Origin of the sequence: Leifsonia sp. Leaf264, assembly GCF_001422325.1 — a bacterium.
GTDB lineage: Bacteria > Actinomycetota > Actinomycetes > Actinomycetales > Microbacteriaceae > Orlajensenia.
In genome coordinates, this window is the sequence record NZ_LMMR01000005.1 from 403,274 (window position 1) to 424,286 (window position 21,013).

Below are 21,013 nucleotides of genomic sequence, written 5' to 3' on the forward strand. Positions count from 1 at the left end.
AAGAATGCTGCGCCTGCGCCACGCCATCACCGCTAGCCGCGCAGCCATTGACCTGGCCTCCATCATGGTGGGCGTGATCGTCATCGCGATCGTCAGTGGAATCATCGGAGTGTCAGTGTTCGCGGTGATCCCATGGGCACACGAGCAGGCGGCGAAGTCGAACCTGCAGTCGGTGGTCCTCGCCGAGCAGACAGCACGGGTCCCATCAGCGGTGTGTGAGAAGTCCGGCAGGTACCTGAGCCGTTCCGACCTGAACGAATGCCATTTCCTGGACGCACCCGACAACGTGACGGTCGGCGCTCCCGCAGACGGCTCCTGCTACCTCGGCATCGCCACAACCGGGAACAAGGTCTTCTGGGTCGACAACAAGACGCCCACTATCCACGACGCCAAGACCGAACCGGGAACCAACGACTGCGTCAACTTCGCCGAGCTGCTCGCCGAGCTCGCCCCCGCGCAAGCCCCGGAACCGGTGCCGGTCGCAGACCCGTTCACCGTCCTCACGAAGTACGACCACCGAACCCCGATCTCCTCGAAATGGGCCGCGGTGGACATGTCCACGGACGGCGCAGTGATGGTCGCCGCTCTCACCGACGGTGCCCTGTACCGGTCCACCGACGTCGGCCAGACCTGGGATCCGATGACGGCGGCCGGGCAGCTGGCCTGGTCGTCCATCGCTGTGTCCCCGAACGGCGACCACATCATCGCGTCGGTCACCGGCGGTGACCTGTGGACGTCAGACGACAACGGAAAGCACTGGAAGGCGCTGGGTGTCGGAACCCAGGACTGGACCGACGTCCAAGTGTCCTCCGACGGGAAGACCGTCATCGGCACAGCCCGCGGCCAGAACATCTTCCACTCCGAAGATGCCGGCTCCACCTGGACGACAACCCCGACCGGCGAGTTCACCGCCGTGGCCACCTCCAAGGACGGCGCCCACTTGGCAGCGGCAGTCAAAGACGGACCGCTGTACACGTCAGCTGACTCCGGGAAGCATTGGGCAGTTCGGACGGCCGCCGGCCAGCTCACCTGGTCTGGTCTGACCTCATCCCAGGACGGCGACATGCTGGTCGCTTCCGTCGCCAATGGGTTCCTGTACCGGTCCACGGACTACGGCAAGACGTGGACCCCGCTCCTCTCGGACTCCGCCCGAAACTGGTCGTCGGTGTCCTCTTCGTACAACGGACAGAAGATCGTCGCAACCGTCTCCGGCGGCACCGTGTGGCACTCCACTGACGGCGGGGCGAACTGGGTGCAGCGCACCAACCCGACCGGCACCATCACCTGGTCAAGCTCCGCGTACGCCGGCAACGGCAGCATGTTCATCGTCGGGAACCTGACCGGCAACCCGTACACCTCCGTCGACGGTGGTGCGACATTCACGAAGCAGACGGCAGGCGGAAGCCTCATCAACGCTGTCGCCGCGAACAAGGACGGGTCGAGGATCGCAGCGTCCCGCTCCGGATCCTCGGCGGCCGTGTACTCATCATCGAACGGCGGGACCAACTGGGTCACCAGCAGCAACTCCCCAGCAGCCTCGTCGATCGCCATCGACCCGGACGGCACCACAATCCTCGCGGGCCGTGCGACATTCGCCGAGTACTACCTGGCGGTGTCAACGAACGGGACAACCTTCACCGACCAGACGCAGGAGCGTAAACGCGACTGGGGCCCCATCGCCCTTGCCGACGGCGGGAAGATGATCGCCGGAGTCAGCGGAGCAACCGGGCAGATCATCCTGTCCTCGAACAGCGGCACCACCTTGCGATCAGTCGGTTCCGATCCGGCGTCCTGGGAGGACGTCGACATGTCCGACGACGGTGTGCACGCCGTAGCCGGGCAGAACACAGGGACGTTCGGGGCAGCAACCACTGACGACGGCGGGTTCACCTGGCGTGCGGCTACATCTCCCGCAACCGCGGAAGCTGTTGCCATCTCCACTGACGGCCAGCGCGTCCTCGCCTCCCGGAACTCAGGCAACTACGCCTATGTGTACCTGTCCACGGACGGCGGAGTGACATTCTCCCAGACAGGCTCGCAAGCGCACGTACCCACCGTCGCATGCGACAAGGACTGCAAGGCGATGTACTCCCCGAAGATCTTCAACGCCACCCAGGGCTACGACCTGTACAGGTCGCCGGACGGCGGAGCAACATGGCCTAGCGTCGGGAACCTGCTCAACAATGAGAGCCTCTACCAGTCGATCGCCATGTCCAAAGGCGATGAAGGCAAGATCGCCGTCATGGCTACAGCCGGCACAGTCGGACAAGTGTTCGTCAGCACTGACAGCGGCACCACCTGGCGGACAACAAACCTCCGCGCGGGCGGCTGGACTGCCGTGTCCGCATCCGATGACGGCAGTCACCTCGTCGCGGGGATCAGCACATCCAGTCAGTACCTGTACGAGTCGAACGACGCCGGACAGACATGGTCGCAGCGCACCACTTCGTCGGACATCACGACGGCGGCGATCAGCGGCGACGGCAAAAAGATCTTGGTCCGAGCCAACACCAGCTACCGCAGGGTCGACGCGGACGGCGGTGCTTGGACGGCGATGACGGGAGGAGGGGGCACCGCAAAGGTCGCAGCGCTCAACCGAGACGGCTCCATCGCCTACACCGGCTCCTGGTTCTCTGCCACGACCGGGTACGGCCTCTACCGCGGCAACACGACAGCGATGACCACCACCGGAGTCACCAACTCGCTCTGGACTGGGTTGGACACCAGCTCCGACGGGAAGCTGGTGCTGGCACCGGTGAAGACCGGGCAGATCTTCCGCACCGTCGACGGAACAGCCACCACGCCCGTCTGGACACCCGTCGGCCCCACCGCAACCTGGAAGGGTGCGACCATCGCATCCGGCGACAGCACCATCGCCTACGCCGTCGCCGACAACCGCAAGGTGGTGAAGTCCACCGACAGCGGAGCCACCTGGTCTGACAAGGAGTCTGGTGAGCACCCGTTCGTCGGAGTGGCCACCTCTTCGGACGGCTCCAAGGTCGTAGCTGCCGCATCGGACGGACACATCCACACCTCCGTCAACGGCGGTACGGCCTGGCACGACTGGGATGCTCCCGGCGCCTGGCAGTCGGTGGCGATGTCCGGAGACGGGGCACACATCTACCTGCAGTCCGCTGACGGCGTCGTCCGGTACGACTTCAACCAGGGCTGACCCGCCGCACACCTACGTTTCGAAACCCTGAGGAGGGAGACGAATGACCGAACAGAAGCGCGGCAACAAGACCGTGATCACCAACCCCGACGGCACCACACAGATCGTCGACAACGCTGGCGCGTTCGCCGGCAAGGACGCGCCTGGCGCGAGCGAGTCCAGCGTGTCGAACCCGCTGGCCGGCCTCGGCAGCAAGCCGGTGCCCGCGTCTGCGTTCACCGAGCAGTTCACCGGCCACTTCAAGAAGGACGGCGTCTACCGCCCGAACGAGTTCCCGCAGTTCGCCACCGCGGATGAGATCCCCGATGACATCCCCGCGAACCGAATCTGGTCCGCCACCTCCACCGCCGGCGAGGTCGCGTACACCCCGGGTGTGCAGCCCGGTGCGACGTCCTTCACGGTCACCGATGAGCCGCACTCGTTCAACACCCCGTACACGTTCGACCAGTTCGACAACTTCTACGAGCAGGTCGAGACGATGGACGGCGATTTCGCCCAGTACGACACCATCGACCAGGTACCCGACGGGTACGACCCGTCGGAGATCTTCGCTCTACGCGACAGCAACGTCACCGACCCCCGCGGCCCCGAGTACGAGGTGGAGTTCGTCCACGGGTACGACCAGGACGCCATCTACTACACGGTCGCGGTCGCGAAGTAGGCAGCGGAACGACGCCGGCCGTTGGAGAGATCCACGGCCGGCTTTCTGCGTCTAGTAGTTGACGGCTTCCCCACCGAGCTCCGACTGGTATTTGCCGGGGTTCTCGTCTTCGGGTGCGATGACCCAGTTCTCTCCGACGAGCAGGTGCCTTCCGAGTCCCAGGTCGTTGTCCTTCATCTTCTTCAGGAACGCATCCTGCTGGTCGGTGTCCTCGAACAGCGCCAGCCGTGACTCGCCACCGTTGCAGTCGCCGTAGGCCATCGTGAACGCCGGGCGCTCCCCGATCTTGCTTTCGGTCAGCAGGCCGCATTCACCGTCGGCGGCCATGTAGTCCTGCCGCAGCTCCTCCAGGGTGTCGTACGCCTTCGACGGCTGAGGCGCAGCTGCGGCGCATCCGACTGTCACGAGCACGAGCAGGACGACGGGAAGGAGCTTGAGCATCCCGGCAGTCTACGAAGCACGGGAACGCGGCGTACACGCCCAGTCCGGGGGCGGGCCTTTCACCTCGCGTACGCCACTGCCAGTTCATCCCAGTGCGTGGTCGCTCGCGGGCTGAGCTGCTCCCGTCGCATCTTCCATACCGGACCTTTCCGGATCCCACCGAGCCCGAGCCCGATCGCGCCGGTGCCGACCTTCTTGGTGACTGAGTCGATGACCGCCCCCAGGTCTTTCTGGTCGTACAGCGGGGTGAACGGTTCCAGGAATGCATGCGACGCCTTCGGCGTGATCCCGGTCAGGATGACGCCGGCCCGCACGTACTTCGCACCCGGCACCAGCTGCGGACCCAACGACTGGATGGCTGCTTTCGACAAGGTGATCGGGTCGTCCGTCGGGACGGAGAGTGTGACGGACACGGCCGGGTAGGACTGGACGGCGTCCGGGTTGAACCCGTGCGTGCCCGCGAACACTTGCAGGTGCTGGGCGACGGACCCTTGCTTCCTGAGCCTGGCTGATGCCCGTTGGGCGTAGACGGACAGCATCTGCTCCATGTCCTCCGCCCGGGTGACCGGCTGCCCGAACATGCGGGAGTAGATCAGCTGCTCCTTCGCCGCCCGCGTCGGTTCGGTGACGATCGCGTCCGTGCCGCGGAGCTCGTACACGGTGCGCTGCAGCACGACGCTGAACTTGGTGCGGATTAGCTTCGGGTCGGCGTCCCGCAGGTCCTTGATCGTGTGGATGTCGAGGACGTTGAGTCGCTTCTCGGTGCGGCCGGCGACACCCCAGATTTCGGTCACCGGCAGGCTGTCCATGATCACGTCCTGCTGGGCGGGTGTGTACGCATCCCAGTGAGCGACGCCGCCCAACGCGGGTGTCTTCTTGGCGCCGTGGTTCGCCAGCTTGGACAATGTGCGGCTTCCGCCGAAGCCGACGCAGACCGGCAGGCCAACGTTCCGGAGGACCGCGGCGCGGATCTTCCGTCCGGCGGCTACGAGCTCGTCGACGTTCCCCCGCAGATGGACGAAAGCTTCATCAATACTGTACGGCTCAACACCGGCACAGAACCGGCCGATCACTTCGAATGCCCTCGAGCTGAGGTCGCCGTACAACTCGTAATTGCTGGACCGGTGCTGCAGGTTCCAGTGTTTCGCGAGCGGCGCCAACTGGAACCATGGGTCGCCCATCTTGATGCCGAGGGCTTTCGCTTCGGCGCTGCGGGCGACGACACACCCGTCGTTGTTGCTGAGGACGACGGTGGGGACGCCATGAAGTTTCGGGTCGAACACCCGCTCGCAGGACACGAAGAAGTTGTTGACGTCGACGAGGCCTATGCGGCGGGGGCCTCGGTCACCGGACATGGTGCAGGCAGATGGTGACGACGCCCCAGATGCTGAGGTTCGCGTCGCCGCGCAAGATGATGTCGGGGAAGTCGGGGTTCTCGGCGTGCAGGGCGACGGACCCGCCCCGCATGCGCAGGCGTTTCAGGGTGAGGTCGCCGTCGAGGATGGCGATGACCACCGACCCGTCGGTCGGGGTGAGGGACCGGTCGACGATCACTTCGTCCCCGTCGTAGATGCCGACACCGGTCATGGATTCGCCGGACACCCTGATGATGAACGTCGAGGTCGGGTCTTGGATGAGGTGGGTGTTCAGGTCGACGGGCCCGTTGTAGTAATCCTGGGCTGGGGATGGGAAGCCGGCTGGGACGGCGACGGGTGCGTAGAGCGGCAGTTGGCGGCGGAGTGACTTAGCCGGGTCGATGGGGAGCACGGCGAGGGTCATGCGGTCTCCCTTCCATCGAACAAGCCTTCGAAAGTCTGATGGTACGCGCGACGGCTGACGGAAGGAAGTTGAGGGACGCTCCCCAGTACGGGGACGCGGCTTGCTACCGTTTGCCACATGGCCTCTACTCGTGACTACCCCAACGACGCAGAAGACCCCGCACAGAGTGCTGGCATGAGCGAACGACGTCCACCGAACTGGCCTTTGGCGATCACACTGAGCGCCATCCTCATCGCCGGCCTGACGGTGCTCGCAGTGTTCTTCATCGCGGTCATGCCCACTCTGGGCCCGTAGCCCACGCGACCGCACCTCGGCCCGCCGCGAGAGAACGGAACAGCAACGTGCTCGAAATCCTGCCCGCCGTGTTCGATGCGCTCACGGTAGTTACCGCCCGGCAGCGCGGAACCCGAGCTCAGCGCGCTGCGGCACGTGCAGCGGGACGTCGCCTGAACTTCACCGGGCACCCGTCTGGGCTCTCCGCCGTGCTGTCTCCTACCAAGTACCGGGAGGAGTTGGAGGCGTGGAAAGCCCGCGAGGACGCCGCCAACAGACGACCCGATTCACCCGCGCAGTAACCGCGGTGACGTGTCCCCACACTGCCGGTGCCCGGTGGTCGATGTTCACGGTTGCTGTTTCTCGTATCGCCAGGCGATCAGCTTCTTGAACCATTCCGGGTCGTCATCGCCGACGACATAGTCGTCGAGTGCTGATCTCCGGTGGGGCAGCCCTTGCTCTTCCCGCCAGGCGTATTCGATCTGCGCCCGCTTCTCCGTCTTGGCGATGATCTGGACGATCTTGAGGTGAGCTCGGGCGTCTGGGTCGTTGTACCACTCGACAGCTTGGGCGAACGCGGCTGCCATCCGTTGCGGGTCCGGCTCACCGTACGGGGCGTCGCTTCTGACCTGGTTGCAGTACTGGTGGACGACACGGACGTTCCCCCAGATGTCCGGGCCCAAGTCGACCTGCGGGATGATGTGGTCAACCTCGGCCGCGCCGGGGTGCGGACGGCGCAGGTCAATGTCGATCGGCGTCTCGCAGATGTCGCATCGACCGCCGAACGCGGCGTGCAGGAACACTGCCACCAGGCGCCGGTCTTTCGGGACCGGCGTCTTCAACCAGACGTTGTACGCGACGACATCGGCAGGGTCCGGGTGAGCGTTCTTCGCGGCGAACTTCGCTGCGAGCTCCTGCTCGTACCACCGGGTTTCTTCCGGGTCGGTGGGCACGTATTTCATCCCCGCAGGCTACTGGCGGTCGCCGACACGCTCCCCCGCCACACACCTAGGAACGCATGACCGTCGACGTACGCAACAACATCCATGACCTCCTCGGCCGGTTCGCCGGCAAGGTCCCCACCGCCTCCAACTCCGTCCTCACCGCACTCACGCCGGTGGACACCACAGCCCCGCAGTTCGACGGGTTCACCTACCAGGGCATCCACTTCGTCGACGAGTTCTCCCTCCTCGAACACATCGAAGACACCACCGGCGGGTACCGACCCGAGAACCTCCAGGAAGTGATGGAGAACCTCACCCACCGCTACGGGGGCGCAGCCGCCACAAACTCCTACGTGTTCCCGCTCGCTGGAGCCGGCATCGACCCCGAGCAGGTCCCAGCATCCGACGCCCTCTACGGTGCCGTCGGATGGGACTACGAATCCCAGCCGGTCGACCACGACGAGGTCGTCGGCAACCTCACCCGCAACCACCCGGACGAAGCCCACCGCGTGAACTCCGACGGTCTCCACCGCACCACCGAGCAGTTCATCGTCGCGATGGCCGTCGAGCTCGGCATCGACCTGACCGACCAGAGCTCCTACGACGTCGACGACTTCCCGAAGCCGATCGCATCCGAAGCTGTGGGCGCGGCCGACCTGCCCGCCCTCCGCCTCCCGTACTTCTCCGTCGACCACGGCCCGGAGACCGGAGAGTACGAAGAGCTGAACCCGACCGCCCACACTCTCCAGGACTGGGTCGACAAGTACGACGACGAGATCGGCGACTTCGGCCAGCGCGGCCAGCTCCTCGACGGCGTCAACTGGCACGAAGACCCCATCCACTGCCTCGAAACCATCAGGGAGAACGCCGCCAAGCACAACATCGACCTCGACGCCCTCGGCGTGGAGCTCCCGAAGCCGCACAACTTCTGGCGCACCCCCAACGGGTTCCTCGCCACAGCCCAGGACGCCCTCGACGAGTGGGTGAACAACGCCGAGTTCCCCGAGTACGGCGACGCGAACCTGTCCGACGTCCTCTGGGACGGCACCGACTACGCACGCCGCGACATGGGCTGGAACATCCGCCAGATCCGCTTCAACGCGAAGAACCTCGGCATCGACCTGGACAGCTTCGGCACGAAGTTCCCGCAGGAGGTCTGAACGACTGCCGACCGACACGTTGCATGAAGCCGCTGCCGCCCATCACCCGGGCGCAGCGGCTTTTGCGTTGCCCCAGCTGGTCGCACTCACTAACAGGTAGCGCGGATGCCCCCGGGATTCAGCCCGGGGAGGAAGCACTGCCTGTCACGTCTGACATTTCGGTGCAATGCCGCACATGAATGCACTGATGATTCGCCGTTATCGCTACGAGATCATGCCGGGCCCTGCCGCCCAGCAGTCTCTGGCGCGCGCCTTCGGGTGCGCACGAGTGGTGTTCAACGACTACGTCGCCGCGAACCGTGCCCGACACCTGAACAATCAGCCGTTCCTGTCCGATGTGGAAGCCCAACGCCTCCTGATCACGGCAGCGAAAAAGGCCCCGGAACGGGAATGGCTGGCTGAAGTGTCTGTCGTGTTGCTGCAGCAGTCGATCCGTGATGCCGGCACCGCGTACCGGAACTTCTTCAACTCCCTCTCCGGCCGCCGCAAGGGACGCCGGGTGGGGCTGCCGAAGTTCAAGTCCAAGCACCAGGGCGAGCAGTCGATCCGGTTCACCGTGAACGGGTTCTCCATCCGTGGCGGCCACACCAACACCCACCCGGACAACCCCACACCGGGACGCCTGTATCTGGCGAAGATCGGCACCATCCCCGTGCGCTGGTCACGAGCACTCCCGTCGGCACCGAAGTCGGTGACGATCACCCACACCCCGGATGGACGCTACTTCGCCTCCTTCACCGTCGACGTGCCCGAGAAGGCTGCGGTTGCGCCTGCCCATCCGGGCCGGGTCGCCGGCATCGACCTGGGGTTGAACGAGTTCGCTGCTGTGGTGTACTCCGACGGCACCCGGGAGATCATCGACAACCCTCGCTTTGCTCGTGCTGCCGCCCGCCGGCTGTCCCGAGCGCAGAAGTCCCTGAACCGTAAGGTGAAGGGCAGCAAGAACCGTGCCAAGCAGAAGCGCCGTGTGGCTTCTCTGCATCGGCACGTCGCCAATCAACGCCTCGACCACGCCCACCAGGTCGCTGCCCGGCTGATCCGTGAGAACCAAACGATCGCCGTGGAGACCCTGAGCATCACCGGGCTGGCCAGGACGAGTCTGGCGAAATCCATCCACGATGCCGGCTGGGGCCAGTTCCTCAGCATCCTCGGCGCGAAAGCGGTCGAGCAGAACCGCACCGTGGCAGCAGCACCCGCCGGGTTCCCATCCACCCGGGCCTGCACCCTGTGCGGGACCAACAGCGGTGCGAAACCGTTGCATGTGCGCATCTGGACGTGCGCGTGCGGTGCGGTCCTGGACCGCGACTACAACGCCGCCACCAACCTGCTGATGGTCGCCGGAGGACATTCGGAGACCCTAAACGCCTGTGGAGCAGATGTCAGACGACACCTCGCCCGACCCCGGTCGGACCGAGATGCCGCAATCCGCGACGAAGCAGGAACCCGCCCCACCCGCACCCCCTCGAGGGTGCGGTAGAGGGAATCCCCGGCATTCATGCCGGGGAGGATGTCAAGAATCTGACAGCCGACATTCAGGCTCGCGCATAGGAACAGGGAGGCACTACCCCGCACTCCCCGCCCAACGAAGGACCAGCTATGCGAAACACCCTGAACCGTCTCCGCCGCGACCAGCGCGGAGCCATCAATGTCATGAGCGTCATGGGCGCCATGTTCGTCGTCGCCGCTGTCGTCGGCTTGACCCTCGCGATCGTCGCCACTGTCTGGGTCCAGAACCTTCACGACGATCTTCGTGACGACATCCGTCACGCCGCAAGCCAGGAGTACGGGCTCAAGCTGACCGATGCGCAGGCGGAGAAGTTGATGCCGTACGACGCTCGACGCTCTGACGTCGAGGTTCACCCCGAGTACGGCGTGAAGATCGACGGCAAGCAGTACACCGTCCACTACGTCGACTCGACCGACGGTCCGCGTCTCGTCCAGCCGGACGGAACGGAGCTGCCGAAGTCATGAAGACCATCCTCAGCTTCCTCGACCACGGCCGTCCGGGAGGCATCGACCTCGTGTCCGTCTCGATCGGCGTGATCGCGATCCTGCTCGTGTCAGTCATCGCGACCGCAGCCATTGCTGGGCTCACCAACGCACTCGTCGGCCACGACGTCATCGTCTGGGGCTAACAGCCACGACGCATCGCGGCCCATCCGCTGAATGCCAAAGGTCGCGCAGTAATCCAGCATCCCAACTCCCCTGACCCCGCACCTCGAAGGACAACCACCTATGAACGACATCACCACCCTCGGCGGCATCACCCTCAGCGCTGCAGACACATTCTGGCTCAACAGCATGACTGTCGCCTGCTTCTTCATCGCCTTCATCGCCGTCTGGTCGACCGCCAGCACTGCCTCTGAAGGCATGGCTAAGACGGCGGCAATCTCCGCCGTCGTGCTCGTCCTGGCCATCGTTGGCGGGATCGTCGGTGCGACCAGCGTCGGAAGCGCGGAGAGCAAGGCAGACAGCGCCAACCAGAAGTCCGTCATCGAGTGGGCTGGGGACCGGTACGACGTGGATCTGTCGAAGAACGCAGCAAACCTCCTCATCGACGGCGAGGTCGTCGCCGTCGACGGTGCCGGCGTGAAGCTCACCGTCGGCCAGGACGACGGCTACTACCTGCTGAACGTCAAGGGGCTCGTCGAGCTCCCCGTTAAGTAACCCAACCCCGCATCTTCTGAAAGGCATCATCATGCTGCACCTCAACAACGGCGGATTCGCCTTCACACTCCTCAAGCCCGACATGACCGCGCCGCTGGTTGCGGCCGTCGCCCTCATCGTTCTCAGCGCAGCCGCAGCGGTCATCGCGTACATGTTCCCGACCGGGCGCATCAAGGCCGCCCTCGTCGTTGGGATCGGCGCCGTGCTGCTCTTTGCCGGCGGGGTCACAACCTTCGCCGTGTTGGCCGGAAATGTGATCTACGCCCAGCAGGATGCCCTCGCCGCGGACCACGCCCGGTTCATCGACTGGGCTGCCGACCGGTACGACATCACCCTCGACCAGGACACCGCCGACCAGATCATCTCCGGCCACACCATCCTCGTGAACGGCCGCGGCATCAGCTTCATCAAGTCCACCGACAAGAGCTACTACCTGCTCGCCGACGGCACCGAGCTGCCGCGCGCCCACTAACGACGACCCCAGCGTCACCCATCCACTTTCGAAAGGCATTCCCATGCGAACCATCCGGAACCGTCTCCGCCACGACCAGCGCGGAGCGATCACCCTTGAGGCAATCGCCTCCGCCGTCATGCTCCTCTGCATCGCCGGCCTCATCACGTTCGTCGCAGTGACTCTCGTCCAGGAGCAGCAGCACAGAGCGGAAGTCCAGGCGGAGTCCATCGCGGCCGAGGCTGCACAGAAGGCCGCATGGGACGACGCCACCGATCAGCTGCGCACCGGCGCCGCCCTCGACTACGGGCTGAAGCTCTCCGCACGCCAGGTGGACCGGCTCGTCAGCAGTAGCCACAACGAGGTCTCCGTCACCGTGAACGGCGAGCAGTTCACAGTCCACGCCGTCCCCGACCGCGGCGGGGACCTGGTGCTCGTCATCCCCGACGGCACTGAACTGCCGCACATCAACTGATCGTCACCGACTGGCCCGTAACTCCACCTCCGAAAGGCACCATCCTCATGCTTCACCTGAACACCACCGCCGGCTTCGTCAGCCAGAACCTCCCCCTGTTCCTCATCATCGCCATCTACGGCGCTGTCGGCGGCATCCTGCTCGCCGGCCTCATCTGGACCGCCGGATGGGTCGCGAAGAAGGCGGTCACCAACCGGGCGCCCGGCTGGATCCTCAACAAGACCGCCAAGGGCACGACCATCGCCGCCGGCGCCCTCCTCTTCGTGTCCTTCTTCGGAACAGCCATCGGCGTCCCCGCCACCGCGGCCGCGAACACCGCCAGCATCACCGGCTGGGCTGCCGACCGCTACAACGTCGACCTGACCGGGGACCTCGCCGAGCACCTGATGCGGCACGGCACCGTCAAGGTCGACGGCCGCACCCTCGCTCTCGCCCTCTCCGACGACGGCTCCTCCTACCTGGTGTCCGGCGGCCACGAACTCCCGACCGTCAAGTAGCACACCACCCACGAAAGGCATGAACCCATGAGCACCACCCAGGAACTCAATCGACGCATCTTCCGCAAGCGGATCGGCATCGGCGTCGCGGTCGCTGTTGTCGTGGCCGGAGCGGCCGTAGCACTCGGCTCCGCCGCAGGCTCCTACAACGAACGCGACGCAGCCATCCAGGCCACAGCGGCGGAGTACGGCATCACCCTCACCACGAACGACGCCGGCAAGCTCGCCGGGCACTCCGAATGGAACGAGACCACCCCGGTGCGCGCCAACGGGAAGATCGTCGACGTGACCGTCATCCACCTCAACAACGGCGAGTACGCGATCGTCAACGCTGACGGCAACGAACTGCCGAAGCGCTGACACGCCTCGTCCGCACCACAGCGCCAAAATCCCCCGCACCCACCAACCGCGCAACCCCGAAGGAACCCCTCATGCCCGCACCAGGCAAACAGGAATCAACCGGCCGCACCCACTGGCCCACCGTCTTTGCCGTCTTCGGCACCGTCCTGAGCCTGGCGGTTGTCGTCACGTTCGTCCTCGCCTGGTCAGTCGCCTCCCGATCGCACTACGCAGCCATCGAAACAGCCGCAGCGGAGTACGGGATCGTCTTGAGCACCAAGGACGCGAACACCCTCGAGTCTACGATGGCCGACCACGGAACCATCCCCGTGCGGATCGACGGGGAGGTCGTCCAGGTGGGGCTCGTGAAGCTCGCCGGCGGCGAGTACGCCCTCGTCGACGCTGACGGTGACGAGCTCACCAAGCGATAGCGCCACAAGCCCCGTCGCGGGACGACCCGCGTACGGGACACGGGGCCGCTCCTCCGCGTCCGAGCACTCGCCCAGCAGACAGCCTGAGCCCTTCGCCACATGTCGAACACACGTGGCAGGGCTCAGGCCCACTGGGCTGTGCTCATCGCCGCATACCTAAGGATGTGCGTCCGTAGGAGGGGCGAAGACACATGAAATCATTCACCAGCAAGGCAGCCATCGCCTGCACCATCATCGCCGCCATCACCTTCAACGGTGTCGGCGCGTACGCCGCCACCCTTTCAGACGCACCCGAGCTGTCGGCGCAGTCCGCAGAAACCGCTCCTGCAACCGACAAGTACAACTTCGCGGCCGCGTACCGGGCGTCGAACGCCTTCAGCGCTTCCGCTGCCACCATCGCCGAACTCGTCGCCGCGGCCGACGCCTTGAAAGCTGCGATCGACACCGATTCAGACGATGAGACCCTCACCGGCCTGATGAGCTCCACCGATGTTGCGTTGGCCGCAGTCCAGAAGTCCGTTGCGGTCTACGCCACAGCCCGGACGGCTCTCGCTGACCAGACCTCGTTGACCGCCAAGGACCTGCCGAAGGGCACCATCGACGCGCAGAGGACCACCGCTGCAGCACTCACGAAAGCGCTCACCGACCTGGCGCCCGACGCCACCGTCAGCGCAGCGACGAAGACAGTTACGGCCTGGACCACGAACGTCCGCGGCTACCGGCCAGCGAAAGCAGCAGCCACCACCGTCTCCACCCAGATCACCGCGCTGCGGAAGGCGAAGGCCTACCCCGCAGCGACGATCGTCACGACAAACGAGGCGGCGAACGCACTGAACGCCGTCAACGCAGCGCTGAACGCCACCGTCCCGCAGACCGTCACACTGAACGCAGCCACCACCCGCGGGAAGAACGCCGTCGCCGCCTGGAAGAAGAGCGACGCCGACCGCGCCGCCACCTACAAGACAGCCGGCACCGTCTACAGCGCCGCATCCGCCACCTACAAGAAGTACGCCACGACCGTCAGCACCGTGTACTCGAACCCGCTGAAGACGACGATGGCAGCTCTCGCCGCAGGGATCCACACGGCCACCCCGTCGCAGCTGACGACGCTCACCAGCAAGGCGAAGACCGCCACCGCCAACGTCACCGCGGCCGCCGCGAAGCTCGCCATCGCGAAGACAACATTCGCGAACGGGTCGACCTCACAGAAGGTGTACACCAGGGTTCCCGCTGCGCAGAAGGCCGCACTGGCGAAGGCTCTTGCTGCGCTGAAGTCGTCGATCAACGCCAAGTCGTCACCGGCGACGCTGCAGGTTCACATCACCGACGTGAGCTCGAAAGCTGCAGCTGTCAAGCAGGCCCACATCAACGCCCCGGTGCGTGAACAGCTGGAATGGGTGTCCGCGTATGCGTGGGCTCGCGGGTACGGCTGGGGTCACGAGTACATCTACAACGAGGACTGCGCCAACTTCGCATCCCACTCCCTCTACATCCGTGGTCTCGGACCGCAGGTGCTGAACATCTCCTCCACCGCCCTTCGCAACCACCTCGTCGGCCGCGGGTTCCGGGAGACTGCAGACAGCCAGGCTGCTCGCCGTGCCGTGAAGCTCGGAGATGTGATCCAGTTCGATTGGCAGCCGAACGGGAACACCTCGGACCGTGACCACACCGGCATCGTCACCCGGATCGACAAGAACGCCAACGGCACGATCACCATCCGGTACACCGCTCACACCGACCCTGGGAACGACCCGAAGGTGAACCAGACCATCGAGGCGTCCCTCGCCGACAACGGTCACGACCGCAACGGCCGGGTGTACTTCATCAGCATCTAACCCGACAGCACGAAGACGGAAGCCGGCCGCGGCCCACACTGCGCGGTCGGCTTTCGGCATCCTCCGAGGCTGAAATCCAGTCATCCGCACATGTTGGTGGCATGAAGAAGAACTCACGCCAGGCCCGATCCGCTGAACGACGCCTCAGTCGGGTCGTCCAGATCTCCACCATGTCGAAGAAGCGTGCCTACGCTGCACCGCTGATCGCCTTGACGTCCGGGGCAGCTGTGTTCCTCATCGCCATGGCCGGGCTTGCGATCTCCGATCTGAACGGGACCAGCGAGGAGCTGTTCAACCCGGTCGCAGCCATCGGGTCGCTCCTACTGCTCGCCGGGTTCGGGATGGTGCTCCGTCTGCACTACATGGACGTCCACGCGGAGATCCTGCACGCCGAAAGCCGCCTCGACCGCGCCACCAACGCCTGAGCCGCACACCTACGAGAGCAACGGGAAGGTCACCACATGTCCGAGTTCAACGCCCAGCATCCGCGCCGCAACGACGGCACCAAGGAGCGGACCCTGTTCGCCGTGAAGGACCAGCCTGCCGGCGCCCCGATCGACCCGACCCCCACTCCGCAGGAGCGGATCGAGGCGACCGTGGAAGTCCAGTGGATGGACTACTCGAAGAAGCCGAAGAACGGCGACCTCCGCACCGGAGAAGCCACCATCGGAGTGGACTCGTACACCTCGGACGAAGCCCCGATCGCATTCGTCGCCACAGTCAGCTCATACCGTTCCGACGAGAACGGCGAGCCGGCATTCGTTCCGGTGCAGCACCTGTTCCGTGAGATCGACGGTGAGCTGTACGGGCAGCACTTCGAGGGCCGTTTCCGCGACAACCCTGTCGCCGTGGACGCCGCCTGGTTCGAGAGGAAGGCAGGCGAGCTCTCCTACCGAGGCGAACGGTCCATCGAATCGGCGGCCCGCACCGCCGAGCTCCGCATCCAGGACTTCATCGCCATCGACGGGCAGCTGTGGGAGAAGACCCGCGAGCCCGCCTACCAGGTGATCACGTTCGGTCTCAGCGGCCCGAACAGCACCAGCCTCTCCATCGTGAACGCACCCCACCCGGAGGACAACGAAGACAGTTGGGACGACAACGTCTCGGATGAGTGCTACTTCCCGGCAGACCAGTACGAAGCCGCCGTCGAGTACGCGCTGAAGGTCGCGGAGAAGCGCGGCGACACCGGCGCTCTTGGGCGCATCCGCGGCACCGTCCCGATCGAGATCACCGGCGGCTACAAGCCCGGGACCGTCTGGACTCCCGCACCTCGCCTCGACTACGTCCCCGTCTACGACTCCCGGTTCGGCACCGCGGACTTCGCTGAATCGCTCGCCGATTTCCGCCGGCAGCTTGCAGAGCTCCCCGGCGTTGTCACCCGGACCGACGACGGGTTCGGCGGCACGAGCGTCACCATCGACTACTCGAAGCTCACGACACGTCAGGCAGGCGACTACAAGGAGTACCTGGCCCGCGAAGAGGAGCTCCGCCGACTCGGGCGCTGAACCCGCCACACATGTAAGGGGATGGTCGGGCGTTCATCGACACTGGTCTGGGCGCCCGATACACCCTCGCCACACACTTACAGGTCATGACCACTTCGAAGCGCACCCCTGGCCCCCGCACCGGCACGTTCTGGCACCTGGAACAGGATCCTCGAACCGGCGCCCCCGTGAAGGTTCTCCGGGACGAGGCCGGCAAGTGGGCCGATGCCCCGTCCGAGCCTGGCGTGGAACTTGTCAGCCCGTCGGCAGCCGCTGGTACCTTCTCCGATGTGAACTCTCAACGCGACAGCCGGTACCTCCTCGAACGAGTCCTCGCCTACGACGTGTTCCAGTCGACGTTGTGGGGGATGTGGAACGACGGTGACGTCCCCGTGAACGCTCAGGCGAACGAGACACCGTCCCCGAAGGACGACGCCTGGGTGAAGTCCGTTGTCGCGCAGGCGACGCTGGACCCGAACTTCCAGAAGTTCGAGGACATCTCCGACCTGACCGAAAGCTCCGCCGAGCTCGACGACGTGAACGACCTGTCGTACGCCCTGATGCAGGACGCGATCATCACGGTGGGCCGGATCGGATCCGCCGGTGGCGACGTCCGCCCGGCCGTGGACGAGAGCGTCTACCTGACGCTCCCCGCCGGCGCCGAGACGTCGGTTGTGCAGCGCGTGAAGCTGACGCAGGTCAGCGGCGAGGAGACGCTGATCATCGCTGAGCAGCGGATCGACTTCTCCCACGGCGTACCTGCCGGCGCCGACAAGGCCGCCTGGCTGAAGGAGAACGGCGACCGGATCATCGACGACCTCCGCAACGAGCTCCACGTCACCCCGTCGGCCGACAACACCACCTGGGATGAGGACGGCCGCATCTGGATGTCCGCCCAGCCCATCCGACACTTCGGCCCTCTCACCACCGAGCTCGCAGTCGCCCGCGCGCTGCACGAGACACCACTCCTCGAGCTGTTCGACATCGACGAGGAACCCATCGAAATCTGAGCGCATCGCGCCTTCAGCTTCCTGGCAGCGTTCCGCCTCCGGCCTCCCGTACCCTATGGGAGGCCGTTGTGGTGTGCGCCTGTTTGCGCTTCACTAGCCGATTCCGCGACGACTGCCCATAACCGGGTGAGTCCGCTCATGTAGGTGGTGAGATGAAAGACGTCTCCACACAATTTGCTCCAAAGGATGTACCCACAGATGAAGAACGAGATCGTCAACGGCACCAGCTTCAAGGTTTGGCCGAAGCTGAACGGAGACCAGCAGGTCGGAGGGAGCTACAAGTGCGAGGCCTGCGGCACACGTCGTGAGTACGTGTCGATGAGCTCCGCAACGAAGTTCATGGAGGAGCACTCGACGCCGGGCCCGTTCGCCTGCAAGAACCTGCCGGCTGAGACCGCAGCTGCCGTCTGAAGGCGGCTTGTAACGAACTGATCACAACCTGATCAGATACTGGGTGGACCCTGTGAGCCCGCCACATGCCTTATCTGTGAAGCGCCGAACACGATGAAGTGATCGGCGTTTCGTTGTCCCAGCGGTGAGTCCTCAGAACCGGTCGTACACGTGCAGGTAGTACTGGTCGTCCTGGTAGTCGTCGTCGGTGTAGTCGTCCTCATCCTCGAACGGCTTCAGCATCTCGCCGGACTCCAGGTCCCTCTGCTCGGCACGGGACCGGAATCGTTTCGGCACGCGGTCACCGGCCTCCCAGATGTTCGAGTCGATCGCCACCTCGGCGTCTGCTTCTACGAGGACGACGGGCACCCACGTCATTCCGAGCTCGATGGCCGCGGCGAGGCGATGTCCGCCGTCGCAGAACATCGGCTCGTACTCATCCGACCAGCGTGCGGTGAGCGAGCGGACCCAACCGTTCTCCGCCAACGACTGCTTGATCCCCTCGTATCGCGGGTCTGCTCGCTTCACCTCGAGGAGAGCTCCCCACAGCACGTTCGGATCCTCGGACTCTGCCGCGGCGACGTACTGCTCCAACGCAGCGATCTTCGCTCGGAGCGCCGCAGCGACTTCCTCATCGCCGTCCTCCACCGCCATGCCCAGGTCATCCCTGGCGTCCGCGAGCTCTCCCGCCGCGTTCACCTTCAGCTGTGCGCCGTCCATCGACACCCATTCGGACAGGATGCCGGCAATCGAGACGGGGCGTTCCTCGTCGACGTCCCAGTAGGTGAAGTCGTGCAGCGATCCGTCAGAGATCTCCCTCCCGTCCTCTGTCAGCGGCGGCAGTGTCGACAGTTGGTTGAACACGGCATCGTCGGCGCGGCCGCCGTTCGTCATGTCGATGCCGGGAAGGACACGACCGTTCGCCAGTCGATGCTGGACGGTGTTTCCTTGGACGAGGGGTGACGGCATGCGCCGTATGTGTGTGGCCGGACCGCGAACTGGGGGCCGCGCTGCCTGCCGTCCCGTCCGTAGTGTGGTCAGCCGAGGAGGGCTTCTTGACCGCACCAACGCCCGCAGCAGCATGGTTCCCTGACCCGCTCGACGCCACCCGTCAGAGATGGTGGGACGGGACGAAGTGGACCGACCACCTCCACGTTCCGGAGCCTGTTCCGGTGCCGGCACTGCTGCCGGCATACGCCTCGTTCCCGCCGCCGGCGGCGGCAACCGTGGTGTCCGCCCCTGCCGCGGTGGCAGCAGAGCCGTCACTGCCCGCCGAAGAGCCAGCGCAGCTTCGGCCGCGCGGCGCCGACCGAGTTGCAGCTCCTCCACCCAAGGGGAAGTCGAAGCTGTACTGGTCGAACCTGCTGTCATTCCGGCAGTACTGGTTCACCCTCGCCAGCACGTTGGTGATCGCGTTCGTCGTGACGTTGATCATCCCGCCGGTCGGGCCGGTGATGATCCTCTTGGCGCCGCTGATCTTCTGGGCGTTCCTGCATGTTCAGATGCGCTGCCACCACTGCGGTTCGGCGCTGAACACCAGCAAGGTCGGCGGGGTGGAAGTCTGCAAGCGATGCCAGCAGCCGACCGATGCTGGTCTGGCCGCAGGGCGCGGCTAGACGACCGGGGAGACTGCAGCCAGCAGCTCTGTCAGCCCGTCCCAGATCCGTCCGCTGAACTTCCCGTCGTCGCCGCTCAACACCTCGGCTGCGACGTTGTCGTCACGGGAATGCTGGATGCTGAACCGGCGGCCGTCGACGCCGAGCGCGAGGACGATCTTCACCTCGACCCTGTTCGGGTGATCCCGAACACCGTTCGTCGCCAGCCACCCTTGCAGGTCGTCGGAGGCGGGGCCGTTCTTCACCCGCACCTCCCAACCTTCGGTGAACAACGCCACCCCGTCCAGGGTGGCGCCGGCTGAATCCAGTTGGTCGTGGAGGCCGGGGGTGCCGCCGAGAATCCTCGCCAGGATCGGCAGCATCTGATGGACCTCCACCCTCTCCCAGAGCTCGTCCGGAATCGGGATCGGATCCACCTCCAGGATGCCGTCATGCGAGATCAGGAGCGCCACGGAAGGCCGCCCATCCCAGCTGTTCACAGCCGCCTCCGCGGCGGCGAGAGCGGCGAGAGTGTCGAGAATGGTTGCGGGCTGCATCCGGTCCTTTCTGCGGAAGCTCCAGTATCCAGGTCGGCTGCGACATCGGCCACGCACATACGCACAATGGCGATCACCCGAAACCGTGCAGGTCAGCTGTACTCCACCGCAGACGGCCGGTGGGTCGAAGACCAGACCGCGGCCGCGAACGAGGCCGCCCTTCGCGACCCCCTGCCGGAGCTCACGTTGGGCGGACAGACGGCAGCCGTACCGGATGCTTCCAAGGGTGAAGTTGAGGCGTTCGCCGCCAGGATCTCAAACAGGCCTTTCGGGTCTGACGGGTTCACCGTGGATATCGACGGGATCTACCCGTGGAGGTCGGGCGATGGGCCCTGGTCGACCGAGTTCAGCGGCATCGTCCGTGACGCTGGCGGTGAGGCAGTCGGCTCGTTCACGCGCACCTTCGACGGTGAGCTCGGCACTGTCGCCCACAACAACCTCTACATCGATGAGGACTTCCAAGGGACTGGGTTTGCGACCGAGTTCAACGCGGCGGCGTTCGAGCTCTACGCAGAGATGGGCTACACAGCTGTAACCACTATCACCGACGATGATGGCGGGTACGTGTGGGCGAAAGCCGGCTCCGGGTTCGAGTTCAATAGCGACCACGACATGGCCGACGGAGCGCGCCTGTCAATCGCCCAGTCCATCAATCGGCATGCAGGAGGGCCGGATCTGGACGTGTTGCTTGCAATGGCCGACGAGTTCAGGTCAGGCGATGGTGGCACGACCATCCATGACATCGCAGCGCTCCGCACGAAGGAGAACCCGAACCTCGGCAAGGACATCCTCACGGGCATCAACTGGCCTGGAATCAAGAGATTCGCTAACTAGGCTAGTAACTCTCAAGAT

The 21,013-nt window shown here is 65.2% G+C and carries 25 protein-coding genes and 1 pseudogene; 20 read left to right on the forward strand and 6 right to left on the reverse strand.

Features of this window, described 5'->3' with window-relative positions:
- The first annotated feature begins 4 nt into the window (after nt 1-4).
- Nucleotides 5-3,172: a sialidase family protein gene (locus tag ASF30_RS11525; RefSeq protein WP_055906397.1), complete on the forward strand. Its 3,168-nt coding sequence runs from the start codon at nt 5-7 to the stop codon at nt 3,170-3,172.
- A gap of 43 nt (nt 3,173-3,215) precedes the next feature.
- Complete coding sequence (locus ASF30_RS11530) at nt 3,216-3,833, forward strand: hypothetical protein (RefSeq protein ID WP_055906400.1); 618 nt, start codon at nt 3,216-3,218, stop codon at nt 3,831-3,833.
- Nucleotides 3,834-3,884: 51 nt separating this feature from the next.
- Here the strand turns inward: ASF30_RS11530 and ASF30_RS11535 are convergent, their stop codons facing one another.
- From ASF30_RS11535 to ASF30_RS11550, 4 genes are all read right to left on the reverse strand, one after another.
- Nucleotides 3,885-4,274: a hypothetical protein gene (locus ASF30_RS11535; protein ID WP_055906402.1), complete on the reverse strand. Its 390-nt coding sequence runs from the start codon at nt 4,272-4,274 to the stop codon at nt 3,885-3,887.
- 59 nt (nt 4,275-4,333) lie between these two features.
- On the reverse strand, nt 4,334-5,629 hold the full coding sequence (locus tag ASF30_RS11540; RefSeq protein ID WP_055906405.1) for a Y-family DNA polymerase: 1,296 nt from the start codon (nt 5,627-5,629) through the stop codon (nt 4,334-4,336).
- The gene (locus tag ASF30_RS11545; protein ID WP_055906407.1) at nt 5,619-6,053 is read right to left on the reverse strand and encodes a LexA family protein; all 435 of its coding nucleotides are present in this window, start codon (nt 6,051-6,053) and stop codon (nt 5,619-5,621) included. The genes ASF30_RS11540 and ASF30_RS11545 overlap by 11 nt, the downstream gene beginning before the upstream one ends.
- Nucleotides 6,054-6,673: 620 nt before the next feature.
- On the reverse strand, nt 6,674-7,288 hold the full coding sequence (locus tag ASF30_RS11550; protein WP_082467724.1) for an HNH endonuclease: 615 nt from the start codon (nt 7,286-7,288) through the stop codon (nt 6,674-6,676).
- A gap of 56 nt (nt 7,289-7,344) precedes the next feature.
- On the opposite strand from ASF30_RS11550, the gene ASF30_RS11555 reads away from it, so the two are divergent.
- The 15 genes from ASF30_RS11555 (at nt 7,345) to ASF30_RS11620 (ending at nt 18,030) form a co-directional block, all read left to right on the forward strand.
- On the forward strand, nt 7,345-8,430 hold the full coding sequence (locus tag ASF30_RS11555; RefSeq protein ID WP_055906413.1) for a hypothetical protein: 1,086 nt from the start codon (nt 7,345-7,347) through the stop codon (nt 8,428-8,430).
- Between the two features lie 187 nt (nt 8,431-8,617).
- Nucleotides 8,618-9,907, forward strand: a complete 1,290-nt coding sequence (locus ASF30_RS11560) for an RNA-guided endonuclease InsQ/TnpB family protein (RefSeq protein ID WP_082467781.1) — start codon at nt 8,618-8,620, stop codon at nt 9,905-9,907.
- A gap of 119 nt (nt 9,908-10,026) precedes the next feature.
- Nucleotides 10,027-10,401: a hypothetical protein gene (locus tag ASF30_RS11565; protein WP_055906418.1), complete on the forward strand. Its 375-nt coding sequence runs from the start codon at nt 10,027-10,029 to the stop codon at nt 10,399-10,401.
- Nucleotides 10,398-10,565, forward strand: coding sequence for a hypothetical protein (locus ASF30_RS22725; protein ID WP_157497281.1), 168 nt, complete (start codon nt 10,398-10,400; stop codon nt 10,563-10,565). The genes ASF30_RS11565 and ASF30_RS22725 overlap by 4 nt, the downstream gene beginning before the upstream one ends.
- Before the next feature lie 100 nt (nt 10,566-10,665).
- Complete coding sequence (locus ASF30_RS11570) at nt 10,666-11,097, forward strand: hypothetical protein (protein WP_055906421.1); 432 nt, start codon at nt 10,666-10,668, stop codon at nt 11,095-11,097.
- A 31-nt stretch (nt 11,098-11,128) separates the two neighbouring features.
- A complete protein-coding gene (locus ASF30_RS11575; RefSeq protein ID WP_055906424.1) occupies nt 11,129-11,569 on the forward strand; it encodes a hypothetical protein in 441 nt (146 codons plus the stop codon).
- Nucleotides 11,570-11,612: 43 nt separating this feature from the next.
- Nucleotides 11,613-12,023 carry a hypothetical protein gene (locus tag ASF30_RS11580; RefSeq protein WP_055906425.1) on the forward strand — a complete coding sequence of 137 codons (411 nt, stop codon included), beginning with the start codon at nt 11,613-11,615 and terminating at the stop codon, nt 12,021-12,023.
- A gap of 47 nt (nt 12,024-12,070) precedes the next feature.
- Nucleotides 12,071-12,520, forward strand: a complete 450-nt coding sequence (locus tag ASF30_RS11585) for a hypothetical protein (RefSeq protein WP_055906429.1) — start codon at nt 12,071-12,073, stop codon at nt 12,518-12,520.
- Nucleotides 12,521-12,547: 27 nt separating this feature from the next.
- Nucleotides 12,548-12,880, forward strand: coding sequence for a hypothetical protein (locus ASF30_RS11590; protein WP_055906432.1), 333 nt, complete (start codon nt 12,548-12,550; stop codon nt 12,878-12,880).
- Between the two features lie 71 nt (nt 12,881-12,951).
- Nucleotides 12,952-13,290, forward strand: a complete 339-nt coding sequence (locus ASF30_RS11595) for a hypothetical protein (protein WP_055906436.1) — start codon at nt 12,952-12,954, stop codon at nt 13,288-13,290.
- A 191-nt stretch (nt 13,291-13,481) separates the two neighbouring features.
- Nucleotides 13,482-15,125 (forward strand): amidase domain-containing protein, encoded by a 1,644-nt coding sequence (locus ASF30_RS23475; RefSeq protein ID WP_055906440.1) that lies wholly within the window; start codon nt 13,482-13,484, stop codon nt 15,123-15,125.
- Between the two features lie 101 nt (nt 15,126-15,226).
- Entirely contained in the window at nt 15,227-15,550 is a 324-nt protein-coding gene (locus ASF30_RS11605; RefSeq protein WP_055906443.1) for a hypothetical protein, read from the forward strand.
- Nucleotides 15,551-15,586: 36 nt separating this feature from the next.
- Nucleotides 15,587-16,630, forward strand: coding sequence for a hypothetical protein (locus ASF30_RS11610; protein WP_055906446.1), 1,044 nt, complete (start codon nt 15,587-15,589; stop codon nt 16,628-16,630).
- Nucleotides 16,631-16,716: 86 nt separating this feature from the next.
- Nucleotides 16,717-17,619, forward strand: coding sequence for a hypothetical protein (locus tag ASF30_RS11615; RefSeq protein ID WP_055906450.1), 903 nt, complete (start codon nt 16,717-16,719; stop codon nt 17,617-17,619).
- Between the two features lie 198 nt (nt 17,620-17,817).
- Nucleotides 17,818-18,030 (forward strand): hypothetical protein, encoded by a 213-nt coding sequence (locus ASF30_RS11620; protein ID WP_055906453.1) that lies wholly within the window; start codon nt 17,818-17,820, stop codon nt 18,028-18,030.
- A 132-nt stretch (nt 18,031-18,162) separates the two neighbouring features.
- On the opposite strand, the gene ASF30_RS11625 is transcribed toward ASF30_RS11620, so the two are convergent.
- Nucleotides 18,163-18,978, reverse strand: coding sequence for a ParB/RepB/Spo0J family partition protein (locus ASF30_RS11625; RefSeq protein WP_055906456.1), 816 nt, complete (start codon nt 18,976-18,978; stop codon nt 18,163-18,165).
- 62 nt (nt 18,979-19,040) lie between these two features.
- On the opposite strand from ASF30_RS11625, the pseudogene ASF30_RS23580 reads away from it, so the two are divergent.
- Together ASF30_RS23580 and ASF30_RS11630 are read left to right on the forward strand one after the other, a co-directional pair.
- Nucleotides 19,041-19,169 (forward strand): annotated as a pseudogene (locus tag ASF30_RS23580) (DUF2510 domain-containing protein); the annotation flags it as partial.
- Between the two features lie 12 nt (nt 19,170-19,181).
- On the forward strand, nt 19,182-19,625 hold the full coding sequence (locus ASF30_RS11630) for a hypothetical protein (RefSeq protein ID WP_235480322.1): 444 nt from the start codon (nt 19,182-19,184) through the stop codon (nt 19,623-19,625).
- On the opposite strand, the gene ASF30_RS11635 is transcribed toward ASF30_RS11630, so the two are convergent.
- Nucleotides 19,622-20,161 carry a hypothetical protein gene (locus tag ASF30_RS11635; RefSeq protein ID WP_055906462.1) on the reverse strand — a complete coding sequence of 180 codons (540 nt, stop codon included), beginning with the start codon at nt 20,159-20,161 and terminating at the stop codon, nt 19,622-19,624. The two genes, ASF30_RS11630 and ASF30_RS11635, sit on opposite strands and share 4 nt — an antisense overlap.
- A gap of 66 nt (nt 20,162-20,227) precedes the next feature.
- On the opposite strand from ASF30_RS11635, the gene ASF30_RS23005 reads away from it, so the two are divergent.
- On the forward strand, nt 20,228-20,995 hold the full coding sequence (locus ASF30_RS23005) for a hypothetical protein (protein WP_055906464.1): 768 nt from the start codon (nt 20,228-20,230) through the stop codon (nt 20,993-20,995).
- Nucleotides 20,996-21,013: the final 18 nt, after the last annotated feature.